Here is a 15,969-nt window from a genome sequence, read left to right as displayed (position 1 = left end):
TTTGTTATGTGGGCAATCGTATTTGCTTTCTTGACAGTCGCGCTTCTTTTTTATAGTTATTTTACAAAGCGGGAGCTGGGGAAATTGCGGCAGCAGGTGAAGGAGATTCCGAAGCACGCCAGTTTTGGCAGTCGGCTATCATTCGATTTCCGCGAGAAGGAATTAATGCAATTGGTCGATGAACTGAATCATATGATCGATGCATTTGAAGATAAAAACCGTCAAGCGAAGCAGATGGAAGAGAATGTGAAGTTATCCATTGCCGGGCTATCCCATGATTTGCGGACGCCACTCACGTCCATCAACGGCTATGTGCAGCTGTTAAATGAGACGCGGGATGAAACAAAGAGGGTGCATTATGTGAAAATCATCGAGCAATCCGTCAAACGATTAATCGACATGACCGACCACTTCTATGACTTGGCACGAATTGAGACGAATCAAAAGGAAATGGCATTAGCCTCCATTTCGCTCTCCACAGTCGTCGAAGAAATCTTCCTTTCGTTTTATGAACAATTTGAGGAACAGAACATCGAACTCCAATTTCCCGAACAACTGCAAGACACGCACATCATTGCTGATAAGTTCATGCTGATCCGCGTCCTCCAAAACATCGCTCAAAACATCCTTCGATATGCGAAGAGCAAAGCGGTGATCAGCTATCGGAATGAAGGTGGCGATCTTGTTTTCATCATAAAAAATGACGTGAAGGCTGATAGTAAAGTGGCCGTGGAAAAAGTATTCACGCGTTTCTATACGGAAGTGTCGAGTCGGACGAACACCGAAGCAAGCGGGTTAGGCCTTTATCTATCTAAGAAACTCGTTGAAAAAATGAATGGAACCATGGATGCCGAGCTAACGGGTAATTGGTTTATACTCACCATCCGGTTCCTTGGCGTTGGCGGAGAAATGAAGTAATGCTGGATTTCACTTCATTTTACGTGCTCACTTTTCGTAGGATAGAAGAGAATGAGGAAAAAGGAGCTGGGCGATTTGGCAAAGATGGCATTGCATTGTAGCAGGATCTTTTTGGGTGTCATGTTTTTAGTCGCGGGCATCAATGGCTATTTCGTGATCTTCGGGTGGGAGCCGTTTATCGCAACAAGTCCGGAAGCAATGGCATTATTTGAATTCAAGTATCTATTGATTACAGAAAAATCATTAGAAATCATCTGTGGAATTCTACTCTTATCAAATCGATTCGTCCCATTGGCTATTGCAATATTAGCTCCGATTGTCACCAATATTCTTTTACTCCATCTATTTCTCGATCATTCATTACTTCCACTAGCCGTCCTACTTGTCCTTGCTATTAGCTATCTCTTGTTCTCCTACAGAAAAAACTTCATGGGAATAGTAGAAAGAAAGGCAAATCCATCCTAGGAACTTTCTGAATAGTTCCGGTGCCTGTGCATGACACAATTCAGACTATACACTACAATTGCATAAAATAAATGAAGAACTCAACCGATTCATTAATGGGTTGAGTTCTTCTTGCATTAGTATAAGTAGTAGTGATTAGTCATAATTGGTTGGCGCACAGGCACCAACAATTATACCTTGTGCAAATGACGGAAATTTGGAATAATTAACATGAGAAATGGGGGATTTTTCTATGTATATTCCAAAATACTTTAAGGTTACTGATGTCGAGGAAATCAGGGGGTTCATTCGGGAAAACTCCTTTGGAACGCTTGTTACGACAAAAAAGGGGAGACCGATAGCGACGCATTTGCCTTTCGGGTTTCGTAAAAAAGACGATGATTGGTATATTACTGGGCATATGGCTTATGGCAATCCGCAGTGGAGGACGCTTGAAACGTGCGAGGAAGCCCTAGTCATGTTTCAGGGACCGCATGCGTATGTTTCTTCTTCGTGGTACTCCAGTGAAAATGTTCCGACGTGGAATTACCAGTCAGTCCATCTTTACGGGAAGGCGAGCATTCTACCAAGAGAAGAATTAGTAGAAGACTTGAAGAGGATGCTGGAAAAATACGAGGGAAACCGTGAAAACCCAGTGTTATGGGACACACTTTCTCCCGAACTCTTGGAAAGTGAACTGAAAGGCATTGTCGGATTCAAGATAAAGGTGGAGGAGGCCCAAGCTGCCTATAAATTAAGCCAGAACCGAAATGAAAAGGATTATGCAAACATCATTGAGCAGCTTCGAAAGGCAGGAAATCCACAATCACAACAAGTGGCGGAACGAATGAAAAAGAAGTCTTGACTAAAAGACAGATCATAAAGGCGGGCGTTTTCAATTCAACAGATCCATTTATTGCAAAAGGTCATCGACTATATAGAAGAACATATAAAGGAAGAGATGAAACCTGAGGAACTGGCAAAAGCGACCGGATATTCTCCCTTCCATTTCTATCGGCTGTTTCATCAGCATATCGGCTATACCGTTATGGATTATGTCGTGAAACGGAAGTTGCAGTACGCGTTATATGAGTTGGTGAACGGGAAAAAAGTGATTGAAATCGCTTTGGACTATGGATTTGAAACCCATTCCGGTTTTACTAAAGCGTTTAAACGGGTTTTTGGAAGTCCACCAAGTCTATACCGGTTGCATTGCCCGACTTCATTGCCACCTAAATTGGATTTGCTGAACTTGCGTCAAAAGGAAGTTGGCGGCATTGTCATGCAACCGAAAATCGTGCAGAGGGAAGGCTTTACGATTGCAGGGAAAACGTATGAAAGTACGATCGATAACGTATTTTATACGAGGGATGCCCCTGCTTTCTGGAATCAGCGCATCGCGCCGGAAGAGGCGATCGAAACGATGTTGTATGAAAAGCTATCCCCGAAGAAACATGGGGAGTACTGTGTAAATCTGAACGATCGAGAATTGAATCGGACGTTCACATATTTATTTGCAGTCGATTGTGATGATGAAGATGGTCAACTCCCTGAGGGACTAACGAAGCTGCATATAAACCCCTCGACGTATGCAGTGTTTACCATTCCCCCAGTAGATGTGGAACGGTTTGTCCCGGCGATCAAAGGGACGTGGAAATTCATATTGGAAGATTGGCTGCCGCAGTCGTCATACGAAGTCGATGAGCAAGGCTATGATTTCGAGTATTACGATGAACGTTGCCATGACTGGATTTATGAGAAAATCACAATGGAAATTTATGTGCCAATCAAAGAAAAAGACAAAGTGTGAAAGACTCACGCTTTGTCTTTTTTTATGACGGCTGTGTATAAAAACAATACAGGCATGATGAAGCAAGCACTTACAAGGATGGCCGTTTTCACCGCGAATTGTGTAGCAATCACACCAATAATCGGACCGCCGCCTATTTGACCGATGGCATCGACTTGGCCCTTGACTGAAAAGAAGGTTGCCCGTGTCGAGGAGTCAGGAATGATTTTATTCAACCAAATATCCTCCAACGGGTACATGACTTGTCTTGTCACTTGGATTACGACATAACAGACGAGCAAGCTGACGACATGACCTGAGAATGCGAAACCGATGAGTGAAATGACGATAAGGGAGGCACCTATGAATAGCGCAACGTAAATATGCCTCAAATTCGAATGGATTGAACTTCGGTTTAAAAAGTGAAGCACGGTGAAGGAAAGTATGACGACGATGAATTGAAGTCCGCCCATGAAGAGAACCAATTGTTCATTCGAAATTGAAGCCAAAGCGGATACGTCAATGAAGTGCCTCATCCATAACCGGTCGATGCCTTCGCTGTACAATCCGATGAATAACGCAATCAGAAGCAGCATCCTCATGACGAAACTTGCTTTGGAATAAACAATGATCTTCTGCATATTTCCTTTCATGCTTTCCCACGTAGAAACCCTTTTACCCGTCCGCAATGGTTTGAAATTTTTCTCTTCCATGAAAAACAGTAAGTAGATCGCCAGTCCAAGCATGCAGATGCCCCCGATGATGATCGGTAGGTTAATCATGAAATAACCGGTTAGGATGCTAAGCGGAATTGCAATGATCTGGCCAAGCTTCCCGAATTTTGCTCCTCTAATGAATGCGAGCGACGCCCGTTCTTCCCCGATTTCATCCGCAATCCACGCCTGCTGCGCACCGCTCGTAAACGTATACCCGATGCCCCATGCAATTTGCGAGAAGATGACAGCGGCGAATAAAGGGAATATCCCTTCCATCATAAATCCGAATCCGATTAAGAAATAACCGATGATGAGTGAAAGCTTTCGGCTTTTCAGGTCGGCTAATACGCCGGTCGGAATTTCGAATAGGAAAACAGTCAGCTCCAAGACGGTTCCTACCAAAACGAGCTGGAGCGGATCGAGCTTCACGACTTGTACGTGGTATAACAAATTCACCGTGAAGATGAAAGTGAAAAACAGCTGTGATAAGAAGCAAGTGAACAAGTAAACTACATATGGATCTTTTCTGTTATAAGTACTCATGATTATCCCCCTCCACCTAATTATAGGAAAAGGGAAGGCTGTCATCTTGTCCGAATTTGCGGTTTTATGTTTTGTACATCAAACAAAAATGTTGAAAGTCAAAGAAGGTCAGTGTATAATAAGTATATAAGTCAAAGATAGTCAAGGTCAGATAACATAAACGAATGAGAACTAAAAGGAGGAAATGGCTTATGAAATGTCAAAATTGTGGTAAGAACGAAGCGACAATGAGCTTTCGCCTTCAAGTGAATCATCAACGAATGCAGATAAATTTATGTCATACATGTTTCCAAGAAGTTCAGGGGCAAATGAAGTTGCCATCCTTTGGTCAGGATGCAAATCAGTTTTTCCAAGCGAATGGGAACCCTCAAGCTCATACGCAAGTTAGGGAAGTCGATGGAAATCAAGGCAACGGGTTGTTGGACCAACTTGGCAAAAACATTTCGAATGATGCGAAGGAAGGTAAAATCGACCCGGTAATCGGCCGCGATCAAGAAGTGAAACGTGTTATTGAGACATTAAATAGAAGAAACAAAAATAATCCGGTGCTCATCGGGGAGCCTGGTGTCGGTAAAACAGCGATTGCAGAAGGACTTGCAGTAAAAATTCATGAAGGCGATGTCCCTGCAAAACTGTTGAACAAACAAGTTTATGTGTTAGACGTCGCTTCACTTGTGACGAACACCGGAATCCGTGGTCAATTCGAAGAGCGGATGAAACAATTGATCGAGGAGATCGAAAATCGGAAAGATATCATCGTGTTCATTGACGAAATCCATCTTCTCGTCGGGGCGGGTTCAACCGAAGGCTCCAAGATGGATGCAGGGAATATCCTGAAACCAGCATTGGCGCGTGGCAGCATGCAGCTCATCGGGGCGACAACGTTGAAAGAATACCGTCAAATCGAGAAAGACGCTGCACTCGAACGCCGCTTCCAGCCTATCATCGTAAAAGAGCCTTCCATGGAAGACGCGATTACCATCTTGAACGGAATTAAAGACCGCTATGAAGCGTTCCATGAAGTACGTTATTCGGATGAAGCGATCCGAGCATTTGTCACATTATCACAGCGCTATATCCAAGACCGGTTCTTGCCGGACAAAGCAATCGATTTAATGGATGAAGTAGGGGCACGCTTGAATCTTAAACACTCTTCTGCAGATGCAGATTCAATCGAAAAACGGTTGGAAGAAGTCGTCCTGGAAAAAGGACAAGCTGCAGAAGCGGAAGACTATGAAAAGGCGGCAGCGTTACGCGAAGAAGAAATTCAGTTGCGTCAAAGATTAGAAGAAGCCCAACAAGGCGGAAAATCATTAATCGAAGTGACTGTTGAAGAGATCCAGGAAATTGTAGAAGAAAAGACAGGCATTCCAGTGACGAAACTGCAAGCATCCGAACAAGCAAAAATGAACGACCTTGCAGAAAATCTACGTACGAAAGTAATTGGACAACAAGAAGCGGTTGATAAAATCGCGAAAGCAATCCGCCGAAGCCGTGCAGGATTGAAATCGAAGACTCGTCCAATCGGATCATTCCTATTCGTCGGTCCTACGGGTGTCGGTAAAACCGAAATTACGAAAGTATTGGCGGAAGAGCTATTCGGTTCCCGTGACACGTTAATTCGCCTCGACATGAGTGAATACATGGAGAAACATGCCGTGTCCAAAATCATAGGCTCCCCTCCAGGGTACGTAGGTCACGAAGAAGCAGGTCAATTAACGGAACAAGTCCGCCGCAAACCTTATTCGATTTTGCTGCTTGACGAAATCGAAAAAGCGCATCCGGACGTTCAACATATGTTCCTTCAAATTATGGAAGATGGTCGATTGACTGATTCGCACGGCCGGACAGTGAGCTTCAAAGACACGGTCATCATTATGACAAGCAACGCCGGGACAGGGGAGAAAAGGATAAATGTCGGGTTCAATCAAACCGCACATGAATCCGTCTCCATGCTGGAGTCACTCGGAGACTACTTCAAACCTGAATTCCTGAACCGTTTCGATGCAATCGTGTCGTTCAACGAATTGACAGAAGACAATCTGCTCGAAATCGTCGACCTGATGCTCGTTGATTTGGAAGAAGCGATTGAAGAAAACGACATCGCGATTTCAATTTCTCCTGAAGCGAAAAGGGAATTGGTGAAGCTCGGCTACGACAAACGTTTCGGAGCGCGACCACTTCGTAGAGTCATCCAAGACAAAATCGAAGACCCATTAACAGACCTCATTTTGGAAGAAGACGAGATTGAAAAAGTCCATGTTGACGTTGTGGATGAAGAGATTGTTGTACGGAAAGTGTAATGGCATCAATGCCGGTTGGGCTTAGATAAGACGACTTGTATCGGTGAAATAGCAAAGAAGAACCCCTTCATAGCCGTGAAAAGGCTTGAAGGGGTTTTGCTGTTGATACACAGTCCCGGTCGTCGGTTATGGACAACAAACCAGAAGGATTCCTCATCATACGGTTCACCGAGGCCGGCAGGTGGCATTCGTATAAACATGGAAGAAGAGAAGTATAAAGATTAGAACTCAATCTCCTCTAACTTTGCAAAAAATTCCGAGTGAAAGCCTGCTTGATATACTACACACTGAATTATTTTCAGGTCTTCAGAAAAGGCAAACAGACCTTTTAAATCGATAAAAGATATTGGGGTAAATTCAGGTCGAGGTTTTACTTCCCAAGACTGAACTTCACCTATGCAAAGAAAATCATTAGAATTCCGATACTCACTTTCGGAAAAATAGATTTCAAGGAAACCACTTGCCGAGGAATCTATGAAGTCAGTTTGAATCATCTTTTTCCCTTTTAAAACAGTCTGTTTATAAGGAAGAGGGATTTTCAATGGAACAGGTTCCGATATGATTGTAATCAGCCTAGTTGAATAATCAACGAGAATGGATATGACACCTCTAAAAATATCGTGGTACTGCTCGATGTCCTCACACTTAATTTCGAAAATGCTTATAGGTATTTCCTTTGTTTTAATACCGAAATTTACTTCTTCTTCATAGTCCTCGCTTACATTAATAAATGAGATTTCCACTATTTTTCATCTCCGTTAGCATAATTCTCAAAGTTAATTTAATAACCTCAATAAGCCATATAACATTAGAAGAAACCCTAAATAAAATAAAGCTGTTATTCCGGTAAAAGGATCTAAAACAAAATCTAAAAACTCCAACCACTTCTCCTTAACAGAATTGGCTTTCTTCATATCGCGTATGTAAATAAGCAAAGAAATGACTATGCATATCACTCCTGCAACTAAGGATAAAACTCCGACCATTATCACACCAATCATTAAAACATCCACTTAAAAAACGTATAAACTCCAACTGATGCAAAGATAATTATTGAAAGTATTACTGAAAGACACCCAAAAATAATCAATTTGTATGTAGGTCCTATTGGAACATCTTGTTCTTCTACTAATTTATCTTTTACTTTATATTGACTAGATAAAAGTTCGGGGTCTACGTCCAGTCCTTCTAAAAGCTCAATATCACCTTTATACTTTAATGCCTGCGCAATTTTATTCATGTCATGCCCCATAGAGTTTTCGAATTCCATACACGCTTTTTTCATTTGGGGAGTCTTAATCTTTTCTAAATACCAGTATCGGCCAGCCATCGCAGGGTATTTTAATTGAAAATAAATGTCTCCCAACATTTTACGAAGTTCCAATTCATTCGGATAGGCTGAGATTAACCCGTGCAATCGATCTCTCGCTTTTCCCAAATCATCATTTTCTATATCCTTTTCTATTCGTTTTAAAGCCAAAGCAATTTTCTTATTAATAAAAAACACCCTTTTTATCTTTTTGCCAACGTCTAAACCCTACATATTCCAAAGAACCATAAGCTGTAATCATTGATAGAGTAGGAACGACATAATGCTTCGGTGGACCAAATATAAACATAGCAATAATAAACCCTGAAATGAAAATGGCGGTATATAAAAGATATGATTTTATTCGATACTTTAAATAGAGTTTTACCTGATCCATTACTTCTCCTCTTACGCTGTACAGCACCTTATTTGAATAGCTTAATTCCATTGATCTAAAGTCCAGCCCTCAGCCAATCTTTCCTGAGAAGAGTATCGTTCCACGTTCCCCAAGGTGATAGTCGCTTTTGGTAATCGTTTAATCTTTCAACTCTTTCTCTTTGCCAATTCGCATAATCAACAATATGCCAGCAAATAAATTCACCTTTTATTATATGGTCAACTCTAAATTTTTCCGGTAATACAAAATCCTTAGGTAGCGGATAATTACCCATTTTACTAACTATTTTCCGTGTAAATGCAGCACCTAAAGGAAAATGAATTTGATATAATTCTTTCTGTTTTACTAATGTGTTTAATAGATCTTTGTTAGTGTCCTGATATAAATTCGGTAAGATTCGAATTAACGAACCCATAACTTCGTTCTTATGAACGTATTGAAAATATGCAATTCCATTTGAAGTTTCAATCCCAAAGACATCACCTATTTTTAAAAGGGCCAATTTTACTCATCCTCAATCTGCCATTAACCTAGTCCAATTTTGGAACTCCCCCAATAAACAAATTGGAGATGTTAATGACCCAAATATTAATTCCGTTGCTTAGAAGGGTTCAACAAACTCCGTTTCCACCTTCTTTAAAAACCCTTCATACACTTTATACTGCTCTATTAGACGCTTATGTGCCTGAGCACGCTCTTGGGATGTCGTTGCCTCTTCATAAGCAATAACAATTTGAATATATTGTTTCTTTGTATCCAAGTACTCGTCAAGATACTGTTCCTCAATATGTGGCTCTACTCGTACAATTCCACCTGTAGAATTATAGACATCTGCAAACGCATTAAATATTGGCTCAAATAATTGAGCTCTTTGCTCATCATCATATTTCTCTGCAGTTTCCTGGAATGCCAAAATTCGTTCAATCGGCTTTTGTATGATAGCTAACTCCCCATAAATGGACTCTCGATAATCTTTTATTACTTGATGTTGATGATAAAAAATCATACTGGTTGCAATCACTAGCATCAGTAGTACACCGATGTAAATCTTTCTCACCAACTACACCTCCTCAGTGCCAAGATGGTTCACTTATCCGAATTCACATAAGCTTGGTGTTACAAATTCAGGAAGAGTTTTTATTATATTGTCGTAAGTTGAAAAGCATCTCTGGCTCGAAAGAACGTCAATACTGTTCCCATCGTAGCCAATCCAAAAAATACTCGTATCTACTTTCGGTTTGATGACTATTGTTTTTTCAATTAAACCATCCCAGTTTCATTTCCACTTTCTTGATTCCACACTAAAAACATCCTTTTTTGTACCCCAAACCACAGTTTCTCCTCCACAACCAAGTGTAATATAAAAAGGAAAAGCTGCTACTAGTTGCTTTTCATCTTGAATCTTTGCGACGGATCTGTGCTGTACTTTACCCTCTGTTAGATAGCGATATTCAATTTGCGCTGCACTCAAAATCTCTTCATATTCATCCTTGAAATAATTAGGTACATCTGCACAGAAATATAGAGGATATGCTTTTATATTTTCCATCCAACTCGGTACAAAATTTTCATCACACTCTGGTAAGTAAATATCACAAATCGATACGACAGAGGGAACTTCTATATCTACTGCAAACGGAAAACATCCTCCAGCATCCGGTGTGAAATCGTAGTATTTATTCGGTAAATATCCAATAGATATATTCAAGTTTATGACCTCTTTCCGCCAGTTGCCTTAAGTTAGATGAACAAGAAAAAAGAGCCGTCTAAGCAGCTCAGTTGCTTGCTATTCCTTCATCTATTTTAATTGAAAATACACGAAGACAGAAATAATCAAGCAAAGTATACTGATTGTTATTTTGACAATTGTAAGGTCGAAAAACAACAGAGGTAGTGCTACAGCATTTATGATTAATTCCATGTGAGGCACATCAATACCCATAATACCTAATATGACAGCACCTACAACGATACCAGCACTGCATAATCCAACAATAAATAACCATCTTACAATATGTAATAGTACAATAATTGTCCTCAAAATCATATAAACCTCTTTCTCACACAAAAACAATTTTAGTCTATTTACCAAACTAGTAACACAAGTAAATAAAACCAGTTGACTTCCTTAGCTAAACATCAATTCGCTTGAACCGAAGTGGACTTTAAATAGTAATTTAAAATACCTTGAAACTTTTCCCGAAAATCTCCGTCTGTACGATGCGAATGAAAGTGTACATAGAAAATGGAGGAAGTTTCAGTGAAGAAAAACAAGATGTTGAACATGGCATTAGCAGCGGCGATTGCTATTCCTGCCTTCGTTACTCCGATGCAGGTACATGCAGAGGCGGCAGTGAAGAGTCCGTTTAAAGACGTGTCTAAGAACAGCCCATATTATGAAATGGTCCATGAAATGCGCGACCGGCATATTATTAGCGGTTACGAAAACGGGGAATTCAGACCGACTGAAGTCATTACAAGAAAACATGCGGCAGCGCTCGTCAACCGTGCGACGAAATTACCGGCAAGAAAGCCTTTTGTTCCGTTCAAGGACGTATCCACAAAGAACGCCTTCTTCAATGACATAAAGAAATTACAACAAGCCGGTATTTTTGAACCGGATGCGAAAGGCAACTTCTATCCGAATAAACCGATTACCCGTGCGGAGATGGCGAAGGTGCTGTCCATCGCTTATGACCTGGAAGTGAAAGTGGAATTGGAATTCTTAGATGTGCCGAAAAATCACCCGGCTAGCAAGTACATCCGTGCGCTTTATTCGAATGGCATAACAACAGGAGATTGGGGATTCTACAATCCCGATAAACCCGTTACAAGAGTGCATTATGCGGTATTTCTGCATCGATTGCTGCATATGAATGATCCTATCGATCCAGCGGCAGCTGCGATGCGACTACCCGGGCATTTTGCAGGAATTTCTGCGCAACGGCTGGAGAGTAGTTCCATGACGCTGGCTCAAACAATGTTGTCGATGCTTGCCCAGAAAGTGACGAGGTATCCAGCCGATTATCTCATTACAGAAAAGTTGGAGCATGGGTGGGCGGAAGTGAATAGCTACCCCGCTGGCCATTCATCCGGACAAATGGCAAAGGAAAACATCCTATACTTGAAACGTTTTGTAGAAAAGGATTCAAAGTTAGAGGCGATCTTGGATAAATGGCTGCAAGGGGACTTTTCACAAGTGAAAGATGATTATTTTTACTTGAGATCTCAGAGTGACCCGGAGTACGGAAACTGTGATGTGTGCGAAGGCCATTCTGACATTCAGATACGGACGCAAAGGGCTGAAGAACATTTTGTGGTCACCCTCTATGGAGAAGAAGGATTGCAACGTCATCGGGGGCAGTGGTCCGAAGGGAAGTAACACGATAGATGGTGCACAATAAAGGCCGAAAGCTCCATTGTAGAAAGAGCTTTCGGCCTTCTTTGCGTTTAAATTCTCTTCAACTCAATACTCGTAATTTCCTCCGCAATGGCTTTTGTTAAGTCTGCTGCTGTTTTGGGGACGAATGATTTCAGGATTGCATTTACCATCGGTCCCATTACCCCTTTAGCGGTGATGTCCAAGTTCCCGACCATTTCCGTTTTTGAGTCCGAGATCGCGACAGCTTTAAAATAACCGTTGCCCGCGAAGTTTTCATTCAATCCCGTTAAGTCGAATGTGACGAGTGAAGGCTCGCTCCATTCCGTGATGTCGATTTGCAGCTTCACGGTCTTTTGCATAATGCCGATGTCGCCTTTAAACGTCCACGTGGTTTGCTTGTCATTCAAAATTTCATGTTCAATATATCCTGGGACGAGGGGTGCCCACCTGTTCATGTCACTTACAAAATCCCATACCTTTTCAATCGGGATGTCCAATTCCGTCGTATGTGTTCCGCTAGGCATTTTCTTATTCCTCCTTTATTGTGCTAAAACAATCTCTTCGCTGCTTATAGTACGCGCTGGTGCGCTGCCAATATGCATCCCAGCCAAATAACCGAATGTTAAAGCCGGTCCGATTGTGCCCAGTAATGACGCATGTCCCGGCACTGCAAAATAACCTCTCACTATATCTGACTATTCCCCCAAAACTATTAAAGGAAACGGGAGGGATCGAGTGAGCACTTTTGTATTTTCGCTCTTGCAAACTGCGGAGCTGCACCTGCATTCTTATTTCGTGAAAAATGACATTAGTCCAGGCCTTCTCTCATACAATATAGTTGAGGTGAATAGATGCCAAGAGTTAAATACAGAGATACAGACGTTGATTTAATGGCCAGGATGATGAGGGCTGAAGCCGAGGGTGAAGGACAGCAGGGGATGTTATACGTCGGCAACGTAATTGTGAACCGCGCTGTTGCAGATTGCTTGGACTTTCGAGATGTAAGAACAATTAATGACGTCATTTTTCAGGTGCAAGGAGGAAATTATTCTTTTGAAGCTGTTCAAAAGGGGAATTTATTCTATCAACGAGCGAGAGAAACTGAAAGAAGACTAGCAAGACGGAACTTGGAAAATTGGAGACAACATCCAGCAAAATTTGCCCTTTGGTACTTCAATCCATTTGGTCCTTGTCCTCCAACGTGGTACAACCAACCTTTTACTGGCCAATTTAAACTTCATTGTTTTTATGAACCGATCGCAGGGACATGTGAAAGTGTTTATGGCGGGTAGGTTGTCTAGTGGTAGAATAGAAAACGACCGGATGCTGGTAATCCGGTCGTTTTCTATTTGTACGCCACTACTCATCTAGAAAAAGATGATGCAACAACCTGTCCCGATCGTCGAAAAACTGTTTCATGATGGAGTAATGGTCCGTTTCCTCCAACGTCGTTTCATGGATTCCGTCTTCCGTGATCTGAACTATTTTGGAGTGCGGATGAGCCATGATGACCGGCGAGTGGGTGGAGATGATGAACTGGGAACCTTCCTTGACGAGTTCGTTAATACGCGCTAGCAACGACATTTGACGGAGAGGGGACAGGGCGGCTTCGGGTTCATCCAAAATATACAGCCCGTTCCCTCTGAAGCGCTCCCTGAATACAGCGAAAAAGGATTCCCCATGCGATTGTTCGTGGAGGGATGTGCCCCCGAAGGAATCGATGATCCTCGGTCCGTATGGCTCCTGGTCAAGCTGTTCGATGTTCGTCGCCATATTGTAAAACGTCTCTGCCCGGAAAAAGAAATGATCCCGCGGGCGTTCCGTCCCCTTTACGAGGCGAATATACGCGTCGAGCTCCGAGTGGGAATCAAAACTGGAAAAGTTGAAATTCAACGTTCCCCCTTCCGGATTGAACCCGTATGCAATTGCAATCCCCTCCAGCAACGTCGACTTTCCCATTCCATTTTCACCAATCACATACGTTATACTCGGATGAAGCTCCAATTCGTGCAAATTCCGGACGAAGGGAAGGGTGAACGGAAATGTGCCATGCGGTATTTCTTCCTGCTTCAGGCGCACTGCTCTTATGTATTGGGAATATGTATCCAATAATGCCACAGTAAAAACCTCCTCTCATTAAGCTGATGGACATACCCATTTATACGGCTGGTTTGAGGAAAGGTTCCGGAATTGTTTGGGTGCCTGTGCAGCGCACAATTCAGATAATACACTACAATTGCATAAAATAAATTTAGAATCCGATCGTATCGGCATAACAATGACGTTATCATGCATGTATATAGATTTAGATGAATTGTCATAAATGTGTGGTGCACAGGCACCTCATTTTCGAGTAATGAAGATTCATTTTCATTCCGCTCAAATTCCGTTATAATAGGACAGTTGAAGAAACAGGCGAGCCGTTTGACGGCAGCCGTACTATAGATGAAGAAAATCTTGAAAGGGGAATCATCACTTGACCGTTATCATAGGAGAAAAAATGGTTGCGGAAATTGACCATTTGGACAGAAAAGGAAATGGGCAGGCAGCCATTTGGCGTGAGAATGAATTGGGCAACAAGAGAAAATTGAAGCTCGTCGTTCCGCAAACATTGCCGGGAGAGACCGTGCAAGTTACTGTGGAGGATCCGACCTTGAGATGGAGTAAGGTTATGCCTGAAGAGATATTAGCCGCGAATCCGGACCGTATCGAGGCGCCTTGCCCGCATTTCGAGCTATGTGGCGGCTGTGTCTGGCAGCATTGGAGCTACGATGGCCAGCTGAAGCATAAGACGGATCATGTGAAGAAAGCGTTGGAAAGCGTGGGAATGAATCCGGAGCTTGTCCAGGACACAATCGGCATGGACGACCATTGGCACTACCGAAATAAAATGGAATTCACCTTTTCGCCTGAAGGGAACCTCGGGCTGCATGAACAAGGGAATTTCCGAAGCATCATCCCGCTCGAAACATGCCTGATCGCAGGCAGGAATATGGTCGACGCGACGATGGAAGTGAGCGAGTGGGTGAAAGAGTTTGGCTTGCCAGGCTACAACAAAGATACTCGTGAAGGGCTGCTGCGCCACTTGATGGTGCGTGAGTCGTTTGAAACGGGCGAAATTATGCTTGCATTGTTTGCGACGGAAGCGCCTGCAGGTAAGTTGGCGGCTGCGGCGGAAAACTTGATTGAACGGATCACGAAGAACTATCCGAACGTGAAGAGCCTGATGTGGCTTGTGAACACGGATTTGGCGGACCGCACACAATCCGAAGAGACATTCGTATTGGCCGGCCGCGACTTCATCTATGATGAAATGGTTGGTTATCGATATCGTCTATGGTTCGATACATTCTTCCAGACGAACCCTGTCCAAGCGCAGAAACTAGTTGAGCTTGCACTGGAAATGGGCAAGCCGCAGGAAGACGAAAAAATGATCGACCTGTTTTGCGGCGTCGGGACATTCTCACTCCCGTTTGCTGCGCGCGTGAAGGAATTGGCCGGCATTGAAATTGTCGAGACGTCGATTGAATCCGCAAAACGGAACGCGGTAGACAATGATTTGCATAACACGACATTCCTTGCCCGCGATGCACGTAAAGGAATCGATGAAATACACGAAAGCTGGGGCTTGGCGGATATGTTATTGATTGACCCGCCTCGGAGCGGTGCTGGCGGCAAAGTGATGCGCCGGATCGGCCGTGCCCAACCGAAGCGGATCGTCTACGTATCATGCAACCCGGACACATTCGCAACGGATACAGCGGAATTGCTGCAATTCGGCTACACCCTCCAAAGCGTGCAGCCGGTCGATCTCTTCCCGCACACCGTGCACGTGGAACTCGTCGCGCTGTTGACGTTGGATTGATTAGAGAGGTAGGAACTGTCGCTGAAAGTCGGAAAATGACTTTTGGTGGCGGTTCTTTTTTAGTATCGAGGAGGTTCGCGTCCAAAGTAAGGCATCCCGCGTCCAAAGAGTCGTCCTCCGCGTCCAAAGAGTCGTTCTATGCGTCCAAAGAGCCGTCTCTCGCGTCCAAAGCAGGCCGCTGTGCGTCCAAAGCGAGTGGTTACGCGTCCAAAGTGTGAGGCTCAGCGTCCAAAGCGAGTGGATCCGCGCTCAAACCCCATCCCACAAACAACAAACAAAGAACCCAAACCACAAAGGTCTGGG

The 15,969-nt window shown here is 43.1% G+C and carries 19 protein-coding genes; 8 read left to right on the top strand and 11 right to left on the bottom strand.

Translation table 11 applies throughout. The features are described 5' to 3' along the window. Positions 1-6 precede the first annotated feature (6 nt). The 4 genes from M3191_RS15090 (at position 7) to M3191_RS15075 (ending at position 3,172) form a co-directional block, all read left to right on the top strand. The gene (locus M3191_RS15090; RefSeq protein ID WP_251701206.1) at positions 7-918 is read left to right on the top strand and encodes a sensor histidine kinase; all 912 of its coding nucleotides are present in this window, start codon (positions 7-9) and stop codon (positions 916-918) included. Positions 919-969: 51 nt separating this feature from the next. Continuing rightward, positions 970-1,383 (top strand): hypothetical protein, encoded by a 414-nt coding sequence (locus tag M3191_RS15085; RefSeq protein ID WP_251701205.1) that lies wholly within the window; start codon positions 970-972, stop codon positions 1,381-1,383. A gap of 232 nt (positions 1,384-1,615) precedes the next feature. Then, complete coding sequence (locus tag M3191_RS15080) at positions 1,616-2,227, top strand: FMN-binding negative transcriptional regulator (protein WP_251701204.1); 612 nt, start codon at positions 1,616-1,618, stop codon at positions 2,225-2,227. A gap of 51 nt (positions 2,228-2,278) precedes the next feature. Beyond that, on the top strand, positions 2,279-3,172 hold the full coding sequence (locus tag M3191_RS15075) for an AraC family transcriptional regulator (protein WP_251701203.1): 894 nt from the start codon (positions 2,279-2,281) through the stop codon (positions 3,170-3,172). A gap of 5 nt (positions 3,173-3,177) precedes the next feature. Here M3191_RS15075 and M3191_RS15070 read toward each other — a convergent pair whose 3' ends face one another. Beyond that, positions 3,178-4,410, bottom strand: a complete 1,233-nt coding sequence (locus tag M3191_RS15070; protein ID WP_251701202.1) for an MFS transporter — start codon at positions 4,408-4,410, stop codon at positions 3,178-3,180. 191 nt (positions 4,411-4,601) lie between these two features. On the opposite strand from M3191_RS15070, the gene M3191_RS15065 reads away from it, so the two are divergent. Further along, on the top strand, positions 4,602-6,713 hold the full coding sequence (locus M3191_RS15065; RefSeq protein ID WP_251701201.1) for an ATP-dependent Clp protease ATP-binding subunit: 2,112 nt from the start codon (positions 4,602-4,604) through the stop codon (positions 6,711-6,713). 221 nt (positions 6,714-6,934) lie between these two features. Here the strand turns inward: M3191_RS15065 and M3191_RS15060 are convergent, their stop codons facing one another. The 7 genes from M3191_RS15060 to M3191_RS15030 all read right to left on the bottom strand — a co-directional run bounded on the left by M3191_RS15060 (position 6,935) and on the right by M3191_RS15030 (position 10,127). Beyond that, positions 6,935-7,456 carry a hypothetical protein gene (locus M3191_RS15060; protein ID WP_251701200.1) on the bottom strand — a complete coding sequence of 174 codons (522 nt, stop codon included), beginning with the start codon at positions 7,454-7,456 and terminating at the stop codon, positions 6,935-6,937. 33 nt (positions 7,457-7,489) lie between these two features. Continuing rightward, positions 7,490-7,714, bottom strand: a complete 225-nt coding sequence (locus tag M3191_RS15055) for a hypothetical protein (RefSeq protein ID WP_251701199.1) — start codon at positions 7,712-7,714, stop codon at positions 7,490-7,492. After that, positions 7,714-8,211: a DUF6584 family protein gene (locus tag M3191_RS15050; protein ID WP_251701254.1), complete on the bottom strand. Its 498-nt coding sequence runs from the start codon at positions 8,209-8,211 to the stop codon at positions 7,714-7,716. Before M3191_RS15050 ends, M3191_RS15055 begins: the two co-directional genes overlap by 1 nt. Beyond that, positions 8,207-8,419 carry a hypothetical protein gene (locus M3191_RS15045; protein ID WP_251701198.1) on the bottom strand — a complete coding sequence of 71 codons (213 nt, stop codon included), beginning with the start codon at positions 8,417-8,419 and terminating at the stop codon, positions 8,207-8,209. Before M3191_RS15045 ends, M3191_RS15050 begins: the two co-directional genes overlap by 5 nt. Before the next feature lie 55 nt (positions 8,420-8,474). Further along, positions 8,475-8,921 carry a hypothetical protein gene (locus M3191_RS15040; RefSeq protein ID WP_251701197.1) on the bottom strand — a complete coding sequence of 149 codons (447 nt, stop codon included), beginning with the start codon at positions 8,919-8,921 and terminating at the stop codon, positions 8,475-8,477. 99 nt (positions 8,922-9,020) lie between these two features. Next, positions 9,021-9,476, bottom strand: coding sequence for a hypothetical protein (locus M3191_RS15035; protein ID WP_251701196.1), 456 nt, complete (start codon positions 9,474-9,476; stop codon positions 9,021-9,023). A gap of 219 nt (positions 9,477-9,695) precedes the next feature. Then, positions 9,696-10,127, bottom strand: coding sequence for a hypothetical protein (locus tag M3191_RS15030; protein ID WP_251701195.1), 432 nt, complete (start codon positions 10,125-10,127; stop codon positions 9,696-9,698). 552 nt (positions 10,128-10,679) lie between these two features. Between M3191_RS15030 and M3191_RS15025 the strand changes: the two genes are divergently transcribed. Continuing rightward, positions 10,680-11,801 (top strand): S-layer homology domain-containing protein, encoded by a 1,122-nt coding sequence (locus tag M3191_RS15025; RefSeq protein WP_251701194.1) that lies wholly within the window; start codon positions 10,680-10,682, stop codon positions 11,799-11,801. A 68-nt stretch (positions 11,802-11,869) separates the two neighbouring features. Here M3191_RS15025 and M3191_RS15020 read toward each other — a convergent pair whose 3' ends face one another. Continuing rightward, positions 11,870-12,325 carry a CoxG family protein gene (locus M3191_RS15020; RefSeq protein ID WP_251701193.1) on the bottom strand — a complete coding sequence of 152 codons (456 nt, stop codon included), beginning with the start codon at positions 12,323-12,325 and terminating at the stop codon, positions 11,870-11,872. 15 nt (positions 12,326-12,340) lie between these two features. Next, positions 12,341-12,487: a hypothetical protein gene (locus M3191_RS15015; protein WP_251701192.1), complete on the bottom strand. Its 147-nt coding sequence runs from the start codon at positions 12,485-12,487 to the stop codon at positions 12,341-12,343. Positions 12,488-12,652: 165 nt separating this feature from the next. Between M3191_RS15015 and M3191_RS15010 the strand changes: the two genes are divergently transcribed. Next, the gene (locus M3191_RS15010; RefSeq protein ID WP_251701191.1) at positions 12,653-13,093 is read left to right on the top strand and encodes a cell wall hydrolase; all 441 of its coding nucleotides are present in this window, start codon (positions 12,653-12,655) and stop codon (positions 13,091-13,093) included. Positions 13,094-13,160: 67 nt separating this feature from the next. Here M3191_RS15010 and M3191_RS15005 read toward each other — a convergent pair whose 3' ends face one another. Continuing rightward, complete coding sequence (locus M3191_RS15005; RefSeq protein ID WP_251701190.1) at positions 13,161-13,919, bottom strand: AAA family ATPase; 759 nt, start codon at positions 13,917-13,919, stop codon at positions 13,161-13,163. 382 nt (positions 13,920-14,301) lie between these two features. Between M3191_RS15005 and rlmD the strand changes: the two genes are divergently transcribed. Next, on the top strand, positions 14,302-15,666 hold the full coding sequence (rlmD, locus tag M3191_RS15000) for a 23S rRNA (uracil(1939)-C(5))-methyltransferase RlmD (RefSeq protein ID WP_435368170.1): 1,365 nt from the start codon (positions 14,302-14,304) through the stop codon (positions 15,664-15,666). The last annotated feature ends 303 nt before the right edge of the window (positions 15,667-15,969 follow it).

The organism is Sporosarcina luteola, assembly GCF_023715535.1.
Taxonomy (GTDB): Bacteria; Bacillota; Bacilli; order Bacillales_A; family Planococcaceae; genus Sporosarcina; species Sporosarcina luteola_B.
This window is presented reverse-complemented; position numbering and strand designations above follow the sequence as displayed.